General features: G+C 65.6%; 15 protein-coding genes and 3 tRNA genes. 6 read left to right on the forward strand and 12 right to left on the reverse strand.

The features are described 5' to 3' along the window. The first annotated feature begins 429 nt into the window (after positions 1 to 429). Both D7S89_RS06190 and D7S89_RS06195 read left to right on the forward strand, forming a co-directional pair. The gene (locus tag D7S89_RS06190; protein WP_121276666.1) at positions 430 to 1,281 is read left to right on the forward strand and encodes a PadR family transcriptional regulator; all 852 of its coding nucleotides are present in this window, start codon (positions 430 to 432) and stop codon (positions 1,279 to 1,281) included. A gap of 113 nt (positions 1,282 to 1,394) precedes the next feature. Continuing rightward, entirely contained in the window at positions 1,395 to 2,708 is a 1,314-nt protein-coding gene (locus tag D7S89_RS06195) for an MFS transporter (RefSeq protein ID WP_121276668.1), read from the forward strand. 75 nt (positions 2,709 to 2,783) lie between these two features. On the opposite strand, the gene uvrA is transcribed toward D7S89_RS06195, so the two are convergent. The 5 genes from uvrA to D7S89_RS06220 form a co-directional block, all read right to left on the reverse strand. Beyond that, positions 2,784 to 8,666 (reverse strand): excinuclease ABC subunit UvrA, encoded by a 5,883-nt coding sequence (gene uvrA, locus D7S89_RS06200; protein WP_121276670.1) that lies wholly within the window; start codon positions 8,664 to 8,666, stop codon positions 2,784 to 2,786. 238 nt (positions 8,667 to 8,904) lie between these two features. After that, a complete protein-coding gene (locus D7S89_RS06205; RefSeq protein ID WP_425470742.1) occupies positions 8,905 to 9,516 on the reverse strand; it encodes a uracil-DNA glycosylase family protein in 612 nt (203 codons plus the stop codon). A gap of 66 nt (positions 9,517 to 9,582) precedes the next feature. Next, positions 9,583 to 9,951 carry a DUF488 domain-containing protein gene (locus tag D7S89_RS06210; RefSeq protein ID WP_121276673.1) on the reverse strand — a complete coding sequence of 123 codons (369 nt, stop codon included), beginning with the start codon at positions 9,949 to 9,951 and terminating at the stop codon, positions 9,583 to 9,585. Positions 9,952 to 10,008: 57 nt separating this feature from the next. Beyond that, positions 10,009 to 10,869: a hypothetical protein gene (locus tag D7S89_RS06215; protein WP_121276675.1), complete on the reverse strand. Its 861-nt coding sequence runs from the start codon at positions 10,867 to 10,869 to the stop codon at positions 10,009 to 10,011. Between the two features lie 206 nt (positions 10,870 to 11,075). After that, positions 11,076 to 12,140, reverse strand: a complete 1,065-nt coding sequence (locus tag D7S89_RS06220; protein WP_121276677.1) for a glycosyltransferase family 4 protein — start codon at positions 12,138 to 12,140, stop codon at positions 11,076 to 11,078. Between the two features lie 722 nt (positions 12,141 to 12,862). Between D7S89_RS06220 and D7S89_RS06225 the strand changes: the two genes are divergently transcribed. Further along, positions 12,863 to 14,734 (forward strand): ABC transporter ATP-binding protein, encoded by a 1,872-nt coding sequence (locus D7S89_RS06225; RefSeq protein WP_245982725.1) that lies wholly within the window; start codon positions 12,863 to 12,865, stop codon positions 14,732 to 14,734. A gap of 134 nt (positions 14,735 to 14,868) precedes the next feature. On the opposite strand, the gene otsA is transcribed toward D7S89_RS06225, so the two are convergent. Then, on the reverse strand, positions 14,869 to 16,314 hold the full coding sequence (gene otsA, locus D7S89_RS06230) for an alpha,alpha-trehalose-phosphate synthase (UDP-forming) (RefSeq protein WP_121276680.1): 1,446 nt from the start codon (positions 16,312 to 16,314) through the stop codon (positions 14,869 to 14,871). 82 nt (positions 16,315 to 16,396) lie between these two features. Further along, positions 16,397 to 17,146 (reverse strand): trehalose-phosphatase, encoded by a 750-nt coding sequence (gene otsB, locus D7S89_RS06235; protein ID WP_121277323.1) that lies wholly within the window; start codon positions 17,144 to 17,146, stop codon positions 16,397 to 16,399. Between the two features lie 320 nt (positions 17,147 to 17,466). Between otsB and D7S89_RS06240 the strand changes: the two genes are divergently transcribed. From D7S89_RS06240 to D7S89_RS06250, 3 genes are read left to right on the forward strand one after another with little or no spacing between them, the layout of a single operon-like run. After that, positions 17,467 to 18,159, forward strand: coding sequence for an SCO family protein (locus D7S89_RS06240; protein WP_121276682.1), 693 nt, complete (start codon positions 17,467 to 17,469; stop codon positions 18,157 to 18,159). Between the two features lie 55 nt (positions 18,160 to 18,214). Then, complete coding sequence (locus D7S89_RS06245; RefSeq protein ID WP_121276684.1) at positions 18,215 to 18,697, forward strand: copper chaperone PCu(A)C; 483 nt, start codon at positions 18,215 to 18,217, stop codon at positions 18,695 to 18,697. A 13-nt stretch (positions 18,698 to 18,710) separates the two neighbouring features. Then, positions 18,711 to 19,577 (forward strand): cytochrome c oxidase assembly protein, encoded by an 867-nt coding sequence (locus D7S89_RS06250; protein ID WP_121276686.1) that lies wholly within the window; start codon positions 18,711 to 18,713, stop codon positions 19,575 to 19,577. A 50-nt stretch (positions 19,578 to 19,627) separates the two neighbouring features. Here D7S89_RS06250 and D7S89_RS06255 read toward each other — a convergent pair whose 3' ends face one another. The 5 genes from D7S89_RS06255 to D7S89_RS06275 all read right to left on the reverse strand — a co-directional run bounded on the left by D7S89_RS06255 (position 19,628) and on the right by D7S89_RS06275 (position 22,340). Beyond that, positions 19,628 to 20,128: a GNAT family N-acetyltransferase gene (locus tag D7S89_RS06255; RefSeq protein WP_121276687.1), complete on the reverse strand. Its 501-nt coding sequence runs from the start codon at positions 20,126 to 20,128 to the stop codon at positions 19,628 to 19,630. A 401-nt stretch (positions 20,129 to 20,529) separates the two neighbouring features. After that, a tRNA-Cys gene (locus D7S89_RS06260) sits at positions 20,530 to 20,603 on the reverse strand. Positions 20,604 to 20,728: 125 nt separating this feature from the next. Continuing rightward, a tRNA-Gly gene (locus tag D7S89_RS06265) sits at positions 20,729 to 20,804 on the reverse strand. Between the two features lie 62 nt (positions 20,805 to 20,866). Next, positions 20,867 to 20,942, reverse strand: a tRNA-Gly gene (locus D7S89_RS06270). A gap of 138 nt (positions 20,943 to 21,080) precedes the next feature. Further along, positions 21,081 to 22,340 (reverse strand): gamma-glutamyl-gamma-aminobutyrate hydrolase family protein, encoded by a 1,260-nt coding sequence (locus tag D7S89_RS06275; RefSeq protein WP_121276689.1) that lies wholly within the window; start codon positions 22,338 to 22,340, stop codon positions 21,081 to 21,083. Positions 22,341 to 22,560 lie beyond the last annotated feature (220 nt).

Below are 22,560 nucleotides of genomic sequence, written 5' to 3' on the forward strand. Positions count from 1 at the left end.
AACAAGGGACTTCATCACACCCTCTGTCATCACGCCTGGTCGCCCCCCCCCCTTGCGCAGCCGGTTCGGCTGCGTCTGCTTGACCGACTTGGCCCACTCGCGCCGCTCCAGCCCCACCGGGGTACGTCGCTGTATGAATCCCCTTGAGCGCCCTGATAGCCGTCTGCGCACCCCAGCCGAAATCAACACTGCGGACGGGTTTGATGGCTGGTTTCTCGCGCTCAAATTTATCTTACCAATTGAAATATTTTGTATTGAACTTGAAAGAAATTGAGTTGCCGCAATGCGACCGCGAAATCGGACCAACCTGATTGCCCTCCGGGTCGGGATTCGCTCTCGGGTGCGACACCCCACTAAACAATCTGTTTGACAGACTATCTTAAGATATATATCTTAAGATACACATTCACCCACACGAGGAGTCTCACGATGCGTCACCGCCATCATCACGACTTTCACCAGTACTCAGATTTCGAACACGACCTTCACGCTCACCGTGGCTGGGGCCGCGACCACGAGCACCGCCACGACCACGGCCACGATCACAGCCATCACCCCGACGAACCGCACAGCCGTGGCGGTCGAAGCCGCCGCCAGCACCACGGCCACCCATTCGCCGACGCCTCATTCCTGCACGGCCTGTGGCACGCGATCGGCCGCCATCGTCACCGTCACGGTAACGGCGGCCCCTCCTGGGGCGGTCGCGGCGACCACGGCTTTGGCGACGACGAGCGCCTCACGCGTGGCCGCAAGTTCTCGGGCGAAGATTTGCAACTGATGCTGCTAGCGCTGATCGAAGAAGCGCCGCGCCACGGCTACGAGCTCATCAAGGCGCTCGAAACGCGTTCGAACGGCTTCTACGCGCCGAGCCCCGGCATGGTCTATCCCGCGCTGACCTATCTCGAAGAACTCGGCTACGTGACGGTCCAGCAAGAAGGCAATCGCAAGCGCTATGAAATCGCGCAGGCAGGCCGCGACTATCTGGCAGCCCATCGCGACCAAGTCGATCTGATTCTCGCGAAGCTCAGCTATATCGCGCACAAGATGGATTCAGTGCGCCGTGCCTATGCGGCTAGCGACGACGAAGGCGTTGGCCACGACATGAGCAACTGGCATCCGAAACTTGTCGAAGCACGTTATGCTCTCAAGCTAGCGCTGCTGCGCCGCGCCGACGCGGGAGAACAGGAGCAACGCCGCATCGCCGAGATCCTGCTGCGCGCAGCAGCAGAAATCGAAGGCAATTCAAGCGGCGCATCGCCTGCACCCACTGCTTCCGCTTGAAGCTTGAAGCCTGAGGCTCGACACCCGCACGCGCTCGCTCGCACACCGCCGGCTCGCGACCGGCACCGCATTGCTACGCCCCACAATCACAATAACAAGGACCTGAATAACTTATGTACGCATTGCCTCCTCGACGCGAGCGCCGTCTGATCTGGCTGCTCGCGCTGGTCCAGTTCACGCTCATCATCGACTTCATGGTGATGCTGCCGCTGGGTCCGCAGATCATGGGCGCATTCCACATCGCGCCCGCCGCTTTTGCGGCCGCCGTATCCGCTTATTCGTGGTGCTCCGGCCTCTCGGGACTCTTCGCGGCGACGATCATGGATCGCTTCGACCGACGCCGTCTGCTATTCGTGACCTACGCGCTATTTGCACTGTCGAACCTCGCCTGCGCGAGTGCGACAACCTACCCGCTGCTCATCGCGGCGCGCGCATTCGCGGGTATCACCGGCGGCCTGGTGGCCACGACCGTGATGGCGATCGTCGCCGATGTGATTCCGGCAGAACGTCGCGGCGCCGCAACCGGGGTCATCATGACCGCCTTCTCGCTGGCCTCGATCGCCGGCGTACCGGTCGGCATCCTGATCGGTGCGCATTTCGGCTGGACCTCGACGTTCTGGCTGCTCGTCGTGCTGTGCGTGACGGTCGCTTGCGCAGGCGCATCGGCCGTGCCACCGCTGCGCCAGCATCTGCGCATGCGCACCCCCGTGCCGGTTGCCGAGGCACTGCCCGCGCTCATCCGCATCCTGACGTATCGGCCGCACATGAAAGCGTTCACGCTGACGTTCATCATGATGTTCGCGCAGATGCTCGTGATCCCGTTCATCTCGCCAGTGCTCGTCGCGAACCACGGCGTCTCGCCCAAGCATCTGTCGTGGCTGTATATGGCGGGGGGCGCAGCGACGTTCTTCACGTCGCGCGCAGTCGGGCGGCTGTCCGACCGCATCGGCCACCGCGTCGTGTTCCGAACCTTCGGTGCCCTCGCGATCGTGCCCATGCTGATCATGACGCACCTGCCGCAGATCTCTTATCTGCTGATCCTGCCGTTCTTCGCAGCCTTCATGGTCATTTCCTCGAGCCGCATGGTGCCGATGCAGGCCATCATCACGCTCGTACCCGCGCCCGCCGAACGCGGCGCATTCCTCAGTGCGAACGGCGCCATGCAATCGCTGGCCGGGGGCTGTGGCACATGGCTCGGCGGCCTGATGCTGTCGACCGACTCGGCCGGGCACATCCTCGGTTACGGCATGAACGGCTGGGTATCGGTGTCGCTGGCTGCGCTGGCGCTGATCTGGATCGGCTTCGTCACGAGTTCACCCGCGCAGCAGCAGGCCGCATCGGCCACCCCGCAGCCGGTCTCGCCCGAAGGCGACGAAAACGAACGGCCGCCGCTACCGGCAGAAGCGGCGACGGAACTGGCTTCTTAACCCTGCAAACAACAACGGTGCGACATCAACAGATGCCGCACCGTTTGCGCTCCCCTTCACCAGCAGCCGCCCCCGTCACGCCCGGCGCAAGCCCTCATCGGACGCGAACGTCTGCCCTACCCGCGCAAGCACCGGTGCGAGCGCTTCGCCCGTGTGGCTCTCACGCACCGTCACCAGCGTTTCGGGATCGGCAGCCGCCACGACGGTCCCGCCCCCCGCCCCACCCTCGGGACCCAGGTCGACGATCCAGTCGGCTTCGGCGATCACGTCGAGATCGTGCTCGATCACGACGACGCTATGCCCCGCATCGACAAGCCGGTGCAGCACGCGGATCAACCGCGCGACGTCGGCCATGTGCAGCCCGACCGTCGGCTCGTCGAGCACATATAGCGTATGCGGTGCCTTCTGTCCGCGTCGCGTCACGTCGTCGCGCACCTTGGCCAGTTCGGTCACGAGCTTGATGCGCTGCGCCTCGCCACCTGAGAGCGTCGGCGATGGCTGACCGAGCGTCAGATAGCCCAAGCCCACATCCTTCATCAACTGCAACGGATGCGCGATGCTCTGCATCGCCGCAAAGAACTCGACGGCTTCGTCGATCTCCATCGTCAGCACGTCGCCGATGTTCTTGCCGCGCCACGTCACCGCCAGCGTCTCAGGATTGAAGCGCTGGCCGTGGCACACGTCGCACGGCACCTTCACGTCGGGCAGGAAGCTCATGCCGATCGTGCGCACGCCCTGGCCTTCGCAGGCCGGGCACCGCCCATCGCCCGTGTTGAACGAGAAGCGCGAAGCCGTGTAGCCGCGTGCGCGCGCTTCGAGCGTGTCGGCGAACAGCTTGCGGATCGTGTCCCACACACCGATGTAGGTCGCCGGACACGAGCGCGGCGTCTTGCCGATCGGCGTCTGATCAACTTCGAGCACGCGATCGATCGCCTCCCAACCGGAAATCGAATCGCAGCCGACCCAACGGTGCGTCACGTTCAGCGGCGTGCTCGCGCGCGTCTGGCTGCCCGTACGGCGGCTCGGCTGTGCGCGCTCGGTCTCCTGCGCAGTGCGGCGCGCGCGACGCGTCGCCGGCGACGACAACACCGAGCGCCCCACTGCATCGAGCAAGTTGGTCATCAGCACGTCGCGCGCGAGCGTCGACTTACCGGAGCCCGATACACCCGTGACCACGACGAGTCGCGCAAGCGGCACGCCGACCGTCACATCGCGCAAGTTGTGCTGCCGCGCGCCGTGCACGGTGAGCCAGCGCTCGGGCACGCCCGCGGCGCCGTCGGCCCGCACTTCGCGGCGCGGCTGGAGCGGATGCACGATCGGGCGTGCGAGAAACTGGCCCGTCAGCGAATCGCCACGCGCAGCCAGATCGCCGACGCCGCCCTCGGCCACCAGTTGCCCGCCGCGCTTGCCGGCGCCAGGTCCGATGTCGATGATGTGGTCGGCGCGCCGGATCGTGTCTTCGTCGTGCTCGACCACGACGAGCGTGTTGCCCTTGTCGCCGAGCTGCCGCAAAGCGTCGAGCAGGATGCGGTTGTCGCGCGGATGCAGGCCGATCGTCGGCTCGTCGAGCACGTAGCAAACGCCCTGCAGGTTGCTGCCGAGCTGCGCAGCGAGACGAATACGCTGCGCTTCGCCGCCCGACAAGCTCGGCGCGGCGCGATCGAGGCTCAGATAGCCGAGGCCCACTTCTTCGAGAAAGCGCAGGCGGCTCGCGATCTCGGCCACCACGTCGCGCGCGATCTGCGCGTCGCGTCCATCGAGTTCGAGCGCATCGATCCAGCGACGCGTATCGGAGACGGTCCACTGCCCCACGTCGACAATCGAGTGAGCGCCGAAGTAGACGGCACGCGCCGCTGCATTGAGCCGCGTGCCGCCGCAATCGGGGCACGGCGTCTCGCCGACGCCTTCGGGCTCGAGCTCCTCGGAAGGCAGCGTCTGTTCGCGGCCGCGGCCGTCGTCGGCAAAACCCGTATCGTCGAACGCGGCGCGCTGCTCGCGCGTGAGCGCGAGGCCGGTGCCGACGCAGCTCCCGCACCAACCGTGCTTGCTGTTGTACGAGAACATGCGCGGATCGAGCTCGGGATAGCTCGTGCCGCACACGGGGCAGGCACGCTTGACCGACAGCACCTGCAGCGTGCCGATGCCCGCGGTCGAGTGGCCGTTCGCGAGCGCGTCGGCGAGACCGTCGAGCGGCGCGATCAAATGCATGATGCCCTTGCCGAGCTCGAGCGTCGCATCGAGCGCGCGGCGCAGTTCGTCTTCGCGATCGGCCGAGATCACCAGATCGGCGACGGGCAACTCGATCGTGTGCTCGCGGAAGCGCTCGAGCTTGGGCCACGGCTCGACGGGCACGAACTCGCCGTCCACGCGCAGATGCGTATGGCCGCGCGCCTTGGCCCATTTGGCCAGATCGGTGTAGACGCCTTTGCGGTTGACGACGAGCGGCGCAAAAAACCCGACGTGCCGCCCCGCATGCTCGCGCAGCAGCTGCGCGGCGATCGACTCGACGCTTTGCGGGGTGACCGGCGCGTCGTCGTGCACGCAATGCTGCACACCGAGCTTCACGTACAGCAGCCGCAGGAAGTGCCACACCTCCGAGGTCGTGGCCACGGTACTCTTGCGTCCGCCGCGCGAAAGGCGCTGCTCGATCGCGACCGTCGGCGGAATGCCGTAGACCGCATCGACTTCGGGCCGCCCCGCCGGCTGCACGATGGAGCGCGCGTAAGCGTTCAGCGATTCGAGGTAGCGTCGCTGCCCCTCGTGGAACAGGATGTCGAAGGCGAGCGTGGATTTGCCCGAGCCCGACACGCCCGTGATGACATTGAACTTGCCGTGTGGAATATCGACGTGCAGCGCCTTCAGGTTGTGCTCACGCGCGTTGACGATGCGCACGACGTCCTCGCCCTCCACCACGCGGCGCGCACGCACGGCGGCCAGCGCCGATTGCAGCGGCCGGCCCGTGTCGGCGGCGGCGAACGCCTGCTCGGCACCCTGCCCGAGCGCGCGTTCGTACTGGATCAGCGCAACACCGGTGTGCGATTCGGCACAGGCCTTGACGTCGTCGGGCGTACCCGCGACGAGCACGAGACCGCCCCCATCGCCGCCTTCGGGACCGAGGTCGATCAGCCAGTCGGCTGCACGGATCACATCGAGATTGTGCTCGATGACGATCAGCGAATGCCCACGCGCAAGCAGCTTGCCGAACGCGCGCATGAGCTTGGCGATGTCGTCGAAGTGCAAGCCGGTGGTCGGCTCGTCGAACATGAAGAGCCGGCCGCCCGGCGTCTTCTCCGCGCCGACCTTCGCGCTCGTCTCGGCGAGAAAGCCGGCGAGCTTGAGCCGCTGCGCTTCGCCGCCCGACAACGTCGGCACGGGCTGACCCAGCTTCACGTATTCGAGGCCGACATCGACGATCGGCTGCAACACGCGCAGCACTTCGGCGTCGCCGGCAAACAGCGCGACGGCTTCGCTGACGGTGAGTTCGAGCACGTCGGCGATCGACAGCTGGCGTGCCGGTGTGCCGCGCTCGATCTGGACGTCGAGCACTTCGGCGCGATAGCGGCGGCCGTCGCAATCGGGGCAGCGCAGATAGACATCCGAGAGGAACTGCATCTCGATGTGCTCGAAGCCGGAGCCACCGCAGGTCGGGCAACGCCCGTCGCCCGAGTTGAAGCTGAACGTGCCGGCGGCGTAGCCGCGTTGCAGCGCGAGCGGCGCTTTGGCGAACAGCTTGCGGATCTCGTCGAACGCGCCGACGTAGCTGGCCGGGTTCGAGCGTGCGGTCTTGCCGATCGGCGACTGGTCGACGAAGACGGCGTCAAGGATCAGTTCGGCGCCTTGCAGGCCGCGGTGCACACCCGGTGCTTCAGTCGCTCGACCCAAATGCCGCGCGAGCGCCGGATACAACACGTCCTGCACGAGCGTCGATTTGCCCGAGCCCGAGACGCCCGTCACGCACACGAGGCGCGCGAGCGGAATCTCCACCGTCACGTCGCGCAGGTTGTGCTCGCTCGCCCCTTCGAGCACGAGACGCGGCGTAGCCGCATCGACTTCGCGACGCGCCCAGTGCGTCGCATCGGCGACGTGGCGGCGCCCGCCCAGATAGTCGCCCGTCAGCGTCGGCGCACGGCGGATGTCGGCCGGCGTGCCGTCGTAGACGATCGTGCCGCCACGCTCGCCGGGTCCGGGGCCCATGTCGACGAGTCGATCGGCCGCCAGCATGACCGACGGATCGTGCTCGACGACGACGAGCGTATTGCCCGCATCCCGCAGACGCTGCATGGCCTCGACGATCCGGTTCAGATCACGCGGATGCAACCCGATGCTGGGCTCGTCGAGCACGAACAGCGTTTTGGTCAGCGAGGTGCCGAGCGCCGTCGTCAAGTTGATGCGCTGCACCTCGCCGCCCGACAACGTGCGACTTTGACGATCGAGCGTGAGGTAGCCGAGCCCGACATCGCACAGATACTTGAGCCGCGTGCGCACTTCGGCAATCAGCAGCTTCAGCGCATCGTCGAGCAACGCGTTCGGCAGCGTGAGCTCGTCGAAGAAGCGGCGGATGCGCTCGATCGGCAACAGCATGACGTCGTGCACGGTGAGGCCCGGCAGCGCTTCGAGCTGCGCGCGCGCCCATTGCGTGCCGCGCGGCATGAAGCGCGCGTCGCGTGCGAGTACCGCGTCGGCGCCAGCCTGCGTGCCGAGGCGCCACAGCAGCGACTCCGTCTTCAGGCGCGCACCGCCGCAGGTTTCGCACGGCGTGTAGCTGCGATATTTCGACAGCAGCACGCGAATGTGCATCTTGTACGCCTTCGACTCGAGGTAGCCGAAGAAGCGGCGCACGCCGTACCACTCGCGCTGCCACTCGCCGTTCCAGTCCGGCGAACCGTCGATGACCCAGTCGCGCTCGGCCTGCGTCAGCTCGGACCACGGCGTGCCGGTGCGGATGCGCGCGCGCGCCGCATAACGCATCAGATCGTCCTGGCATTCCTTCCAGGCCGGCGTTTGCATCGGCTTGACGGCACCGCCCGCCAGCGTCTTGCGCGCGTCGGGGATCACGAGCCCGAGATCCACGCCGATCACGCGGCCGAAGCCGCGACACACATCACATGCGCCGTAGGCCGAGTTGAACGAGAACAAGCCGGGTTGCGGCTCGGCATAGCGGATGTCGCTGTCGGGGCAATGCAGGCCCGTCGAGAAGCGCCAGATCTGCGGAGCCGGTGCGGCTTGGCCATCGGCATCGCCCTCGGCCGATTCGGGCAGCACGTAGACATTCACGCGCCCCGCCCCGCGCTTGAGCGACGCTTCGATCGCCTCGACGACGCGCACCTTCTCGGTCTTGTGCAGCCGGAAACGATCGGCGACGACATCGAGCACCTTGCGCGTACCGCTCTTTGAGGTCACCTCCCGCTCGGCCTGCACACGCGTGTAACCGCTCGCGGACAGCCACTGGCCGACTTCTTCGGCGCTCGTGCTCTCGGGCAGCTCGACCGGGAACGTGACGACGAGCCGCGGATCGCGTTCGGCGGTGCGCTCGGCGAGTTCGACGTAAATCGTCTCGGGCGTATCGTGCCGCACGGGCTGCGCCGTCACCTTGTCGAACAGCTGCGCCGCGCGCGCATACAGCAGCTTCAGATGATCGTTGAGCTCCGTCATCGTGCCGACCGTCGAACGCGAGCTGCGCACGGGATTGGTCTGGTCGATGGCGATCGCCGGTGGCACGCCGTCGACGCGATCGACCTGCGGCCGATCCATGCGATCGAGAAATTGACGTGCGTACGCGCTGAATGTTTCGACGTAACGCCGCTGCCCCTCGGCATACAGCGTGTCGAACACGAGACTCGATTTGCCGGAGCCCGACGGCCCTGTGACGACGGTCATCTCGCCGGTACGCAACTCGAGATCGAGGTTTTTGAGATTGTGCTGACGGGCACCCCGGATGCGGATGACGCCGGAAGTCATGGAACGGTCCTTTCTACTCGCGAATCGATCGACACGCGCCACCCATTTCGAGATACGTGGCGCAAGCGTGCAATGATAGTCCGGCGCGCAAGACGGTGCCGCGTCGCGCGCCTGCTATCGTCGTTTGTTTCGTTTGCAGCGCCGCACGCGGCGGCGTACAGGCCATTGATCGGCAGGCCAGACTAATGGCGCATCGAGACGGATTGCGCCAACGAACGCAAGCGGAACGAAAACGCGACTAGCGTGCCTGCCCGAGCACGGCGGCGATGCGCCCCTGCAGGACGGGCACGAGTTCGCGCTCGAACCAGGGATGACGTTTGAACCAGCCCTGATTGCGTGGCGAAGGATGCGGCAGCGGCAGCCGATGCTCGCCATAGTCGCGCCATGCAGCGACGGTATCGGTCAGCGTCGCACGCCGCTCGTTAGCCAGAAAATGCTGCTGCGCGTAGGCGCCGACCAGCAGCAGCAGTTCGATGTTCGGCAGCTCGGCAAGCACGCGCTCGAGCCATAGCTCGGCGCATTCGCGTCGCGGGGGCAGATCGCCTGACGCACCGCGCCCCGGGTAGCAATACCCCATCGGCAACAGCGCGACGCGGTCGGCGTCGTAGAAGACGTCGGGACCGATGCCCATCCACGCGCGCAGGCGCTCGCCGCTGCGATCGTTCCATGGAATACCGGTCTCGTGCACGCGCACACCGGGCGCCTGGCCGACGACGAGCACGCGCGCACCACGCCCCGCCTGCAGAACTGGCCGAGGCCCAAGCGGCAGATGCGGCTCACACACGCGGCACGCGCGAATCTCGGCGAGCAGCACAGGCAAGCCGGAGGGTTGGGAAGTCGTCATTGGCAACGGTGGTACGACACGGCGTCAGGCGCCAAGACAAAGCGAAATCGAAGCGGCACAGCGCAGTTCAACTCAGCGATGCGCGAGCTTTTCCTGCAAATAATCGCGCAGCGCCACGGCCTGATTGTGCTCGCGATCGCGCGCGCCGTACACGAGCGTCAGCCGCCCGTGCCTCGCCGCCTCGGCGAGCGGTTGCCACGCCTCGACGTTGTCGTCGAGCTCGGCGCGGTAGCGTTCGATGAAAGCGTCCCAGCGCTCGGGATCGTGTCCGAACCAACGGCGCAGCTCCGTGCTCGGCGCGACCTCGCGCAGCCAGGCTTCGATCCGCAGCGATTCCTTCGTGACGCCGCGCGGCCACATGCGGTCGACGAGATAGCGCGCGCCGTCGTCATCCCCCGGTGGATCGTAGGCCCGGGCAATATCGATTCGAATGGGCTTCATGGCGCCTCCTTCCGGGCGCGGATGCTCGACCCGCGTCGCCGCGTTTGCTGATGCCGTTCACCCTTGCCGCAGGGTTGCATCGAGTGCCCGAGCCGCGGCGCGATCGCCCTCGGTCACGAGCGTCGCGCGAAATACGGTCTGTCGATTGTGTCCCGCCGCGGCCGGCGAATCCCACAGCAACTCGACATGCGAGCGGCGTGCCCTACCGCTTGCTCGCGCGGGCCGTGCCGTCGCGCTCGGCCCGACGCCTGCGGCACCCGGCGCTGCCGCGGCCGCTCCCTCGGGCAAGCCATGCATTTCTTGTAGCACAGGCTCGCGCACGAGCGGATCGGATGGCGGCCATATGACGGACAACTCGCGCGCATCGTACTGCCCGAGTTTGCGGCTTTCGGCCCAGACGACGACGGTGCGCGTGGCCGCATCGAGCGCGATGGCGTAGCGGCCGATCGCAAAGCGCCGTGCAGCCACGTTGGTGCGCCACAGCGCGCGCGGACGGCAGATCCATAGTACGGCGGCATACAGCGCCGGCACGACGACGAGCCAGCCATTGGTATCGGCGATCGCATGCACGGTGCGGCGCCCGCCGGCGGCCCAGATGAACAGGCCGATCGACCACAGCGCGAACAATAGTCCGAGGAAGGCAAAGAGACGCAATGCCTGGCGCAGCCACTGCGGCAGCGGATGGAACGGCCGCTCGGCGCGCGCCCGCGCACCGGGCAGCACGATCAGCAGAAACAGGAAGACGGCATTGACCGATGCCCACGGCGACGAGGTGATAGCCGCGAACGAGGCGCCATAGCCCATCTGCGACATCGAGTAGAGCCAGCGAGCGACGAGCACGAGACCGATGGCGCGCAGCGCGAAAATCGTTCCGGCGCCGGGCGCTGGACTCGCGGGCGTAGGGGTCGGTCTCGTCAAGACATCCTCCTCGGGTTGGGACGGGCGGCTGCGGCTTGCCGCGGCATGGCAATTATAGGGACTAGCCCCTATGCCCTGCCGTCCGGTCGCTACAAAAAAAAACGCCCCGCTTGCCTGGAAGGCAAACGGGGCGTGGTGATGCGATGCGAGTCGAACCGCGGCCCAGGCAGGCTTAGCGCCCGCCGGCACGCGGCAACCGGCGTCGATCAGCCTGCCGCGACTTCGCGCAGCACCGTGCGGCGCTGCTGGCGCAGCAGGTTTTCGTACGATGCGAGGTAGTTCTGCGCCATCACCTTCGACGTGAAGCGCTCTTCGAACGCCTTGCGCACCGTTTCGCGGGGCAGCGTGTGCAGGCGCTTGACCGCGGCGACGGCCGACAGTTCGTCTTCGACGATGAAGCCCGACACACCGTTTTCGATGACTTCGGGCACCGAGCCGCGCTTGAACGCGATGACCGGCGTGCCGCATGCCATCGACTCGATCATGACGAGACCGAACGGCTCCGGCCAGTCGATCGGGAACAGCAGCGCATGCGCGTTGCCGAGGAACTCGGCCTTCTCGGATTCGTTGATTTCACCGATGTATTCGACGTGCGGCAGCGACATCAGCGGCTTGATGTGCTCTTCATAGTAGGCACGGTCGGCCTTGTCGAGCTTCGCGGCGATCTTGATCGGCATGCCGGCCTTCTCGGCGATCCGGATGGCCGTATCGACACGCTTCTCGGGCGAAATGCGGCCGAGGAACGCGAGGTAGCTGGGCTTGGCGTCGACGCGCGGCGTGAGCAGGTTCTCCGGCAGACCGTGATAGACGGTCGAGAGCCAGCTAGCCTGCTGCAGCGGGATGCGCTGATTGTCCGAGATCGAGACGACCGGGACGTCGTTGAACGTGTTGAAGATCGGCTGCAGCTCGGGCAGGTCGAGACGGCCGTGCAGCGTCGTCAGGTGCGGCGTGGGCTGGCGCGAGAACAGCGAGAACGGGTAGTAGTCGATGTGGAAATGCAGCACGTCGAACTCGTCCGCACGGCGGCGCACTTCCTCGAGCAGCAACATATGCGGAGCCATCGTATCGCGGATCGACGGGTCCAGGCGCAGTGCCTGGGGCCAAACCGCTTCGAGCTTGGCAGACGTCTGCGAATCGCCGCTAGCAAAAAGCGTAACGTCGTGCCCGAGCTCGACCAGCGCTTCCGTCAAGTAAGACACGACGCGTTCCGTCCCGCCGTACAGCTTCGGGGGAACCGCTTCATGCAAAGGAGCGATTTGAGCGATCCGCATATGATGAACTCCTAATAAAAATTCAGGCAAAAATGTCTGCTTGTTTGTTGAAAGCGAATCGCCCGCTCGGGGCGGCAAGGCGGCGGCTCCATGCCGTCAAGCCCTTGCCGGACCGTTCCTTGGAAAACCTGCGGTGGTTCGCCTGGGTCGAGGACACCCTTTACTTTCACGGCGCTTACCGATCGGTGTCACATGCCGTACAACGCACGGAACCGACAATCGTTGACCGGAGCACACAGATTCCTAAGGGCAAACCCGGTGTGCGATTATCCAGCCGGCGCGATGTTGCGCCGCACGGCCTTTCAAAGAATTTACATTGTTACAACCAGGAAACACTCTGCAAACCCTTGTCTTTCGCGCCGCGCCTACAGTAAGCCGATAGCGTTCGTGCCGCGACAAGCGAAAAACGCCGCCGCAGCGCCATCGAAACGAGGCCGCCGTCCGCGCCCATTCCCCGGGGCATTCGGACGTAAACTCATGATTCTACCCGAAAAATACCGTCCGCTCCCATATGGCGAGTCGACCTGAAGCGTGCATGGCGCTTGCTTGTCTTCATCGTCGATGCACTGCCGCAAACGGCCGTTGGCGTCATCCAACGTCAAGCTTCACGCTCCGATTGACGTCATGGATGTTTAGATCTGCGTCACGGATGTTTACAATGGCGGCGTGCCGAGCCATCTCGAATTTGGCTCGCGGTGCGCCCCCCGCAGACTATGCTTTTCATGACATCACCCGTTTCCCGTGCACGGCACGAACAACAATTGGAACATCTGACCGTCGCAGAGCGTAACGCCCGCAACGCGAAGCTCTCGAGCTACGCCGAGCGTCCCCTTGCCTTCCTGCTCAGCTATATCCGCCGCCATCCGGTCGAGCACGCGATCGTGCTCGTCAGCGTGTTCGCGGCCGTGGGCTGCGCCCTCGCCTCGCAGTACGCGATCAAGCATCTGATCGATGTGCTGGGCGCGGGCCGCCATCATCCCGGGCCACTGTGGACGGCCTTCGCCATCCTCGTGGGCCTGATCGCCGCCGACAACCTGCTGTGGCGCGTAGGCGGCTGGGTCGCCGCGCATGCGTTCGTCAACGTGACGGGCGACTTGCGGCGCGACCTGTTCCAGTATCTGACCGGCCACTCGCCGACCTACTACGCCGAGCGTCAGCCCGGCACGCTCGCGAGCCGCATCACCGCCACCTCGAACGCGGTGTACACGTCCGAGAACACGATGGCCTGGAACGTACTGCCGCCGTGCATCGCCGTGCTCGGCGCCATCGTGATGATCGTTACCGTGAACCCGGTGATGGCCGCGGCGCTGATGTCGTGCTCGGGCATTCTCGCCGTCGTGCTGTTCAAGCTCGCCGGCCGCGGCTCGTCGCGCCATCACAGCTTCGCGGCCAAGGCCGCCGCCGTTGACGGCGAGCTCGTCGACATCATCAGCAACATGGGGCTCGTGCGCGCGTTCGGCATGACCTTTCGCGAGCAGCAGCGCTTCGGCTCCACGGTCAAGGCCGAGATGGATGCACGCCGCCAGAGCCTGCTGTATCTGGAGCGCCTGCGCCTGCTGCACGCCGTGATCACGGCGCTGCTGTCCGCGGGCCTGCTCGGCTGGGCATTGTGGCTGTGGGATCAGGGCCGCGCGACCTCCGGCGACATCGTGCTCGTGAGCTCGCTCGGCTTCACGATCCTGCACGGTACGCGCGACCTGGCCGTGGCCCTCGTCGATGTCACGCAGCACATCGCGCGGCTCGCCGAGGCCGTCAAGACGCTGCTCGAGCCGCACGGCATGCCCGACCGCGAAACGGCCGTCAGTCTCACGACGAACGGTGGGCAAGTCGCCTTCGAAGGCATCACGTTCGCCTATCCGCGTCGCCGGCCGATTCTCGATCATTTCGACCTGCGTATCGAAGCAGGTCAGCGCGTGGGGCTCGTGGGCAAGTCGGGCGCCGGCAAGTCGACCGTGCTCGCGCTGCTGCAGCGCTTTTACGACACGCAAGGCGGCTCGATCAAGATCGACGGCCAGGACATCGCCTCGATCACGCAGGACAGCCTGCGCCACGCTATCGCGCTCGTGCCGCAGGACATCGCGCTGTTTCACCGCACCGTCTACGAGAACATCGCCTACGGCCGGCCCGAGGCCTCCCGCGAGGAAGTGCTGGCAGCCGCGCGCGAAGCCCGTTGCACGGACTTCATCGAAGCGATGCCCGACGGCTTCGACACGGTCGTCGGCGATCGCGGCGTGAAGCTCTCGGGCGGTCAGCGTCAGCGCATCGCCATCGCCCGCGCGATTCTGAAGAATGCGCCGATCCTGCTGCTCGACGAAGCAACGTCGGCACTCGACAGCGCATCGGAAGAAGCGATCCAGCAGGCGCTCGACCGGCTCATGGTCGGCCGCACCGTGATCGCGATCGCGCACCGGCTCTCGACGCTGCAGAATTTCGACCGGATCATCGTGATGAGCGCAGGCAAGGTCATCGACGACGGCACGCCCCAAGCCCTGCGCGACCGTCCCGGCATCTACCGCGACCTGCTCGCCAAGCAGCACGGCAAAGGCACGCTGCTGCATCCGGGCGGCCGCAAGATCGACGAGCACGTCGCCTGATCGAGACCTGAACGGGTGGGCGGTTCGCCAGGCGCCGCCCTTCCCATTCTGTTGTTCTGTCCTTTTGTCCCGTTATGCGAAGCAGTCCGAAGCAGGCATGACGCCGCTTCGCGCTTCGCCTCTCCCCCCTGGCATTACGCCTCGACGCGCTTCGCTGCGGCCTTGGCTCGCGGCGCACGACGCTTGGCCGTGCCTTCTCCATCTTTCAGATCTCGCAGGAAGTTGTCGCGCCATACCGAGACGTTGTTCTCGCGCAGCTGCGCGATCATGTCGCGATAGCGCGCGCGGCGCTCGGCCAGCGGCATCGCGAGTCCCTGCGCGAGTGCATCGGCCATCCCGTCGATGTCGATCGGATTGACGATCAAGGCCCCCGTGAGCTCCTGCGCCGCGCCGGCGAAACGCGACAGCACGAGCACGCCGGGATCGTCGGGATCCTGCGCCGACACATACTCCTTCGCGACGAGGTTCATGCCGTCGCGCAACGGCGTCACGTAGCCGACGTGCGACTGCCGGAACAGCGCAGCCAGCACTTGGCGTTCATATTGCCGGTGGATATAGCGGATCGGCGTCCAGTCGAGTTCGGCAAAGCGCCCGTTGATACGGCCCGACTCGCTTTCGAGCCGCAGGCGAATGTCCTGATAGGCATGCATGTCGGCGCGCGTGGGCGGCGCGATCTGCACGAACGACACATGATTGCGATACGCGGGCACCTGATCGAGCAGCCGCTCGAAGGCGCGAAAGCGCTCGACGAGGCCCTTCGAATAATCGAGTCGATCGACGCTCATGATGAGCTTGCGCTCGTGCAGCGTCGCCTTCATCGTGCGCGCGGGCTTGCCGCGCGTGCCGGCCTTCGCGAGCTGGGCGATTTCGTCGGGGTACACGCCGATCGGGTACGCTTGCGCGCGCAAGGTCCGGCCGAAGGCGTGCACGAGCGTCGGCGCCTTGTCCGCGCCAGCCTCGACCTGTCCGCCTGCCTCGTGCACGACATATTCGCAAAACGCGCGCAGATCGGGCACGGTCTGAAAGCCGAGCAGATCGAACGAGCACAGCGCCTCGACGAGCGCGCGATGCGGCGGCACCGACAACAGCACCTGCGGGGCCGGAAACGGAATGTGCAGGAAAAAGCCGAGGCGGTTCTTCACGCCGGCCGCACGTAGCGCCTGCGCGAACGGAATCAGATGATAGTCGTGGACCCAGATCACATCGTCCTCGCGCAGCAGCGGCACGAGTTGCTGGGCCAGCCACGCGTTGACGCGGCAGTAGCCTTCGAAGTCGTGGCGGTCGTACTGGATCAGATCGGCGCGATAGTGAAACGCGGGCCATAGCGTCGCATTCGAAAATCCACGGTAGTACTGGTCGTAATCGCGACGCACGAGGCCGATCGTCGCGAACGTGACCGGGCCGCGCTCGACGACGTCGATATGGGGCGGAGTCGACGACAGCACCTCGCCGCTCCAGCCGAACCACATGCCGCCCGTTTCCTTCAGCGCGTCGTAGACGCCGACCGCGAGGCCGCCAGCGGCCGGGCCGCCCTCCGAGATCGGCGCGACGCGGTTCGAGACGATGATGAGGCGACTCATGACGATGCCTTCCGCCGGGCCGTCCCAAGGAAGGCATCCGCCCCCTCGGGGGGCAGTGAACGAAAGTGAGCGTGGAAGCTGTTCATGATTCGCGCGCCGCAGCGATGATCGAAGCCAGCCACGCAAGGAAGTCGCCGACCGACTCGACCCGCACGTTGGCCATCGTGTCACCGGCTCCGACCTTGATCGACAGCCCGCCGCGTTCGTTGACGACGGCAAAACCCTTCTCGTCGGTCAGATCGTCGCCGGCGAACACCGGCGTGCGGCCCGCGAACGGCGGCTCGTCGAGGAACGCGCGCAGCGCACGCCCCTTGTCGACGTTCTTGGGCTTGATTTCGTAGACCATCTTGCCGGGCTGCAACACATAGCCATCGGCATGTTCGGCGACGAGCCGCTCGGTGGCCGCGCGCGCGGCCGGCTCGGCGAGCGGCGCATTGCGATAGTGCAGCGCGAGCGCGGCGCCCTTGATCTCGAGCAGCGTGCCCGGGTGCGCGGTGACGAAATCGGCCAGCACCTGCTCGATCTGCAGCAGGCGGGCGTCGTTGAAGCCGACTCGCACCGTATCGCCGCTCGCATCGCGCCGTTCGGCGCCGTGCAGGCCGGCGACCGGCAGATCGGGCATGCCGAGGAAGCTGTCGATGTTGTCGATGCCGCGCCCCGACACGACGGCTACAGCGCCGCGCGTGAGCCGCCGCAGCTCGGCCAGCGAATCGACGACAGCGGGCGGAACGACGATGCCGTCGGGCGTCGGCGCGAGTTCGACGAGCGTGCCGTCGAAGTCGAAGAAAAACGCAGTCTCGCTCGGAGACAGAAATGCCGGTAACAATTGCATCAGCGTGATCGCGTTGCGGTGCCCGCCGCGGCGAGGCGGCGACGAACACCGGAAAAGTTTGCGCATATTACCGCGCATTGCGGGCCTTTTCGAGCGAGACAGTCTCGAAACACGCATTGCAGCCGCCTGCACACTCGCTCGAAGCAGCATCGATGATCTCACCTTCCCACTGTGACATTTTGCCTCGATGTGCGCCGCCCAGGCCCGCCGCGCCGCGAAATCCGGGTGTTTTGCGCTATAGTCGCAGCCGCCCGGGCAACGGTCGTCGCCATCCCGCATCGACGCGGCACGGGCGCTTTGCCGTCACTCTCGAACGACACATGCCGCTGCGTATTCACACGGCCCGCCGTGCCCTGTCACGGGCTGCCGCTTCTTCCCGCCTCGCCACCCCGTTTGCACGCGCACGAGGCGCTGCTCGATGCGTGGCCGCACTGGCCTGCGCCGTGCTGGTCAGCACGAACCTTGCCGCCTGCTCGCGCGACGAGGCGCCGTGGCAGCTCACTAACGTGACGGGTCACCTGCCCGATCTCGCGTTTTCGCTGACGGGCGAGGACGGCAAGCCGATCGATGCCTCGGCGTTCAAGGGACAAACGACGCTCGTCTATTTCGGCTATACGCATTGCCCGGACGTATGTCCCGAGACGATGGCGCGCCTGATGCAGGTGCTGGCCGGGCTTGGCACCGAAGAAGCCAAGCATGTGCGGATTCTCTTTGTCAGCGTCGATCCCGCCCGCGATACGCCCGCTGCCATGCACGCGTACGTCGATGCGTTCGACGCCGAACACGCGCGCGGGCTCACGGGCACCGACCGGCAAGTCGAATCGCTTGCCAAGCGCTACCGTGTCGCCTACCAGATGGAAAAGCGTGACCCGAGCGGCAACTACGAAGTCACGCACAGCTCGGCCGTCTACGTGTTCGACCGCGACGGCCGCGCGCGCTTGCTGGCGACGAGCAGCGATTCAGCCGATGCGATCGCTCACGATTTGCGCCGCCTCATCGACGCAACGTCCTGACGCGCTCGAACGATGTCCCAACGTTCCAACTAACGTCACTCCCCCAACCACCGCCATGTCGATGAAACGTCAAACGATCGCCACGCGTGCCGCCACCTTGACGGCCGTCCTCTTCTCCGTCGGTCTGCTGTTCTCCACACCGGCAGCCTACGCAGGCAGCACAACGCCCGCCGTGACCGCCAGCAACGCATGGGTCCGCTGGCTGCCCAACGGCCTGCCTGCGGCCGGCTACGTCACGTTGAAGAACAACGGCGACAAGAACGTCGACCTCACCGAGGCAACGAGCCCCGACTACGACATGGTGATGCTGCATCAAACGGTGTCGAACGGCTCCACGCAGCAAATGGTGATGGTCGATAAAGTCACGGTGCCGGCCCACGGCACGCGCGCCATCGCGCCGGGCGGATATCACTTCATGCTCGAGCAGGCCAAGCACGCGATCAAGGTCGGCGACACCGTGCACATGACCCTCGACTTCTCCGACGGCAGCAAGCTCGACGTGCCGTTCACGGTGAAGTCGCCGGCTCAGGTGCAATGAACGGGCGCGCGCGATGAATCCGCTCGTCTGGCTCGATCCGTGGGAGTTTTCACCGACCGTCGTGATCGCCGTCCTCGGTGCGGCCGTGCTGTTCGCGCGCGGCGTACGCCACGCACGCGTCTCGCTCAAACGGCAGGCCGCGTTCTGGTTCGGGCTCACCGCGCTGTACGTCGCGCTGCATACGCGTCTCGACTATTACTTCGAGCATGAGTTCTTCATGCATCGATTGCAGCATCTGGTGCTGCACCACCTCGGGCCGTTCTTCATCGCGTGGTCGTACCCGGGGGCGGCGTTGCGCGCGGGCGTCCCGTTCCGCTGGCGCCAGCGCTTCATGAAGCCGGCCTTGCAGACAGCCCCCGTGCGTCTCGCGCTCGACATCGTATTCCACCCTGTCGTCGCCGTGCTGCTGTTCGTCGGGCTCATCTACTTCTGGCTGCTTTCGCCGATTCACTTCAAGGCGATGCTCGACTGGCGGCTCTATCGTGCGATGAATTGGAGCATGGCCATCGACGGTCTGCTGTTCTGGTGGCTCGTGCTCGATCCGCGCCCAGCGCCGCCCGCGCGTCTGGCACCGGGGCGACGCATCATGATGGTCGTGGCCGCCATCCCGCCGCAGATCGTGCTCGGCGCACTGATCTTCTTCACGCCGCGCGAGCTGTACCCGATCTATTCGATCTGCGGACGTGCGTTCACTTGGCTGAGCCCGATACGCGATCAGCAGATCGGCGGGCTGCTGCTGTGGATCCCAGGTTCGATGATGAGTGTGTTCGGCGCGCTGATTGCGCTGCGTCACTGGATGCGGCTCTCGTCGCGCGAGCGGCTGCGCGAGGAGCGGGCCGCGGTGGGCTACACGGCACCTCGCCCACTGCCCGCGCATTGAATTCGCATTGAATTCGAACGAAGGCCCGGCCATGCCGGGCCTTGTCGTTTTCAGACCGACGACGTGAACACCGAACGCATCCAGATGTGGGGAATGCCGTCGTCGTCATGCACGTCGGACGTCGGCTCGAAACCGAATGCGCCGTAGAACCGTTGCAGGTGGGCCTGCGCGTGCAGGCTGATGGGCACGCCGGGCCACTGCCTGGCGACGTGCGCCAGCGTTTGCTCGAGCATCGCATTGCCGAGGCCGATGCCGCGAAAGCCAGCCGTCGTCAGCACGCGACCGATGCGCACGTCGGGCTCAGCGGCGTCGGGCAACAGCACGCGCAGATAGCCGGCCAGTTTGGCCTTCTCTGCGCTGCCTGCGTAAGCCAGCAGATGCCATGCTCCTTGGTCGAGGCCGTCGATGTCGGCATAGATGCACTTCTGCTCGACGACGAACACGGCATTGCGCGCCGCGAGCATGTCGTAGCATTCAGCGGTGCTCAGTTGCTCGAACGGCTTCCAGCGCCATTCGATATCGCGCAGCGAATCGGTGTTGAAGTCGGACATGGGTATCGACGCGCATCGGCGAAATGAAGATCGCTCGATTATCTCCCGTCCCCGTAGCGGAGGCCATTGCAGCATTCGCGCTCGCATGCCGCCGCGCCGCCTATGACACCCGCCCCTTGTCGTCTCCCCTCTGGACGCTCGGCATCGAAAACTCGATGCTTGGTCGCAAGACGCGAACCGAGTACGACGGCCCTGTTCCGCGTCCCGTGTGACTCGTTTGCACAGCCGCTCATCGCCCCGCGCTGTCGCCCCTTGACCGGTGAGCGGTTCTTTTTTGGTTCGCTTGTGGATTCACTGCCCCGGGGCTTTCGCTCGATCGTTGTGCATGCAACGAGCCGAATGCGCGAATCAAACGCAGAAAAAGAAAAAGCCCTGACTAGTCAGGGCTTTACTTCGAAGTTTGGAGGCGCGGGCCGGAGTCGAACCGGCCTACACGGCTTTGCAGGCCGCTGCATAACCGCTTTGCTACCGCGCCGTAAGCGGATTGACCGGATCGTCGTCGTTGGCCACGTTGCGACGATTCGCGGACTTTGTTTGAACCGGCCCGACTCGGCCGACAAACAAAAAGGGAAGCACTTCTTAGCTTCCCTCTACTCTAACTGGAGCGGGAGACGAGTCTCGAACTCGCGACCTCAACCTTGGCAAGGTTGCGCTCTACCAACTGAGCTACTCCCGCTTTGACCTGCATGCACGGTGCCTTACAGCATCGACTTCCACTACAACGCACCGTTTCGAAACTGGAGCGGGAGACGAGTCTCGAACTCGCGACCTCAACCTTGGCAAGGTTGCGCTCTACCAACTGAGCTACTCCCGCAGTTTGCTTCCCCGATTCGCTTGCTGCTGCGTGCATCGGAGAAGCGAGATTATGTATAAACCGTAGAAACGTGTCAACACCTTTTGCATCAAATTCTGCGCCACACGCAGAATCGGTTATGCGGCCCGCCCTTGAGGTTCAGAACCGCGTCTCGCGAGCCGCACGCAGAAACGTATCGAGCAGCGGCGTGCAATCGAGCAGTTCGGCTCCGCCCGCGCGGTGAAACTCGGGGTGCCACTGGACGCCCATGACGAACGGCGCACGCCGGTAGCGTAACGCTTCGACGATCCCGTCGCCCGAGGACACCGCTTCGATATTGAGGTCGCGGCCCAGCGTTTTCACGGCCTGGTGGTGAATCGAGTTCACGATCGCCTCGCGCCGGCCCGGAAACATGCTCGCGAGCGTCGAGCCATCGGGAAAGTGGACCGCATGACGATGCTGGTCGTAATGCTCGCTCACATGAACATCGGCCGTCGGCACTTCGGTCGCGATGTCTTGATAGAGCGAGCCGCCGAACGCCACGTTGATCAGTTGGCAGCCGCGGCAGATGCCCAGCACGGGCTTGCCCGATTCGATGAACTCATGCAACAGCTCGAGCTCGTACATGTCGCGTACGCGATCGCCAGGCCACTCGGGGCTGCCGTCGGCAACAGCGTAAGTCTGCGGCGAGACGTCCGCGCCACCTTGCAGCAACAGGCCGTCCAGATGCTTCGCGTAATCGCGCAAACGAATGTTGCTCGGATGCAGCATGCCCTGATGGCCGACGGTCGGAATCATGAAGACCATCACGTCGCGCGACATGACCCAGTTCGCCACCGACTCCTCGAGATACTGCAACGTCTTGCCGCGCAGGCCCCGCGCACCAGGCTCGGGATGAAAAATGCGCGCCGACACGCCGATGCGCAACGTACGCTGCGTGATGCGCTGACCCGCCCGGTCGAACAGCCGTCGCGCGCGCGCCGCGATCGTGCGGCCGAACACGCTCCACGGCGAATCGCCTTGCTTCAGGTAGGCTGGCAGCGGTTTCGCCACGGCGCTCGCGGGTGGCGGGCGCGGCACGTCGAAGTCGGGCGGCGCCCCGAAGCCCGGCGGCGGCGCGCCACGGGAGGCGGCCTGCTGGGACTGCTGGGCCTCCGGATGGGCAGAGGCCCTTTGCTCGGCTGCCTCGTGATGCTCGGCCGTCCGTGTTGCATCCGATGGCGACGGTGCCCCGGTCGACACGGCCGACGTGCTCTCGAGCGCATCGGTCGCCGCGCGCGCGGCGGCCTGCGCCTCGGGCGAGGGTTCGGCAGCCCCCGACTGCCTCGCTGCGTGCGCGGGCGTATCGGTTTCGACGGAAGAAATGGAGGAAGAATGGGCGCCGGAGCCCCCGGCGTTGGTTGGCGTGTTTTCGCTCATGACGATTGGCAAGCGCGGCTCGCACGCGAAACGATGAAAGAGTGTTCATTATCCGCCAGCGCGTCGAACGGCCGCAATTGCCGATGGGCCGCACCGTTGCGCGTGCCGCCGACGTGCCAGCTACAATGCCTACGGCTGCTTGCCGGGACCATGTCGAGGCCGCTCGCCTCGCGGCGAATAGCCCGCCCGAGGTCAGCCCCCGAGGTCAGCCCACTACCCC

The organism is Trinickia fusca, from assembly GCF_003628145.1.
GTDB classification, from domain to species: domain Bacteria; phylum Pseudomonadota; class Gammaproteobacteria; order Burkholderiales; family Burkholderiaceae; genus Trinickia; species Trinickia fusca.

Bases quoted from the DNA above. Each gene is read 5' to 3' on its own strand.
- D7S89_RS06240 (WP_121276682.1), top strand. From the start codon at position 17,467: ATGCCGCTGCGTATTCACACGGCCCGCCGTGCCCTGTCACGGGCTGCC.
- otsA (WP_121276680.1), bottom strand. From the start codon at position 16,314: ATGAGTCGCCTCATCATCGTCTCGAACCGCGTCGCGCCGATCTCGGAG.
- D7S89_RS06250 (WP_121276686.1), top strand. From the start codon at position 18,711: ATGAATCCGCTCGTCTGGCTCGATCCGTGGGAGTTTTCACCGACCGTC.
- uvrA (WP_121276670.1), bottom strand. From the start codon at position 8,666: ATGACTTCCGGCGTCATCCGCATCCGGGGTGCCCGTCAGCACAATCTC.
- D7S89_RS06195 (WP_121276668.1), top strand. From the start codon at position 1,395: ATGTACGCATTGCCTCCTCGACGCGAGCGCCGTCTGATCTGGCTGCTC.
- D7S89_RS06190 (WP_121276666.1), top strand. From the start codon at position 430: ATGCGTCACCGCCATCATCACGACTTTCACCAGTACTCAGATTTCGAA.
- D7S89_RS06225 (WP_245982725.1), top strand. From the start codon at position 12,863: ATGACATCACCCGTTTCCCGTGCACGGCACGAACAACAATTGGAACAT.
- otsB (WP_121277323.1), bottom strand. From the start codon at position 17,146: ATGCAATTGTTACCGGCATTTCTGTCTCCGAGCGAGACTGCGTTTTTC.
- D7S89_RS06210 (WP_121276673.1), bottom strand. From the start codon at position 9,951: ATGAAGCCCATTCGAATCGATATTGCCCGGGCCTACGATCCACCGGGG.
- D7S89_RS06220 (WP_121276677.1), bottom strand. From the start codon at position 12,140: ATGCGGATCGCTCAAATCGCTCCTTTGCATGAAGCGGTTCCCCCGAAG.
- D7S89_RS06245 (WP_121276684.1), top strand. From the start codon at position 18,215: ATGTCGATGAAACGTCAAACGATCGCCACGCGTGCCGCCACCTTGACG.
- D7S89_RS06275 (WP_121276689.1), bottom strand. From the start codon at position 22,340: ATGAGCGAAAACACGCCAACCAACGCCGGGGGCTCCGGCGCCCATTCT.
- D7S89_RS06255 (WP_121276687.1), bottom strand. From the start codon at position 20,128: ATGTCCGACTTCAACACCGATTCGCTGCGCGATATCGAATGGCGCTGG.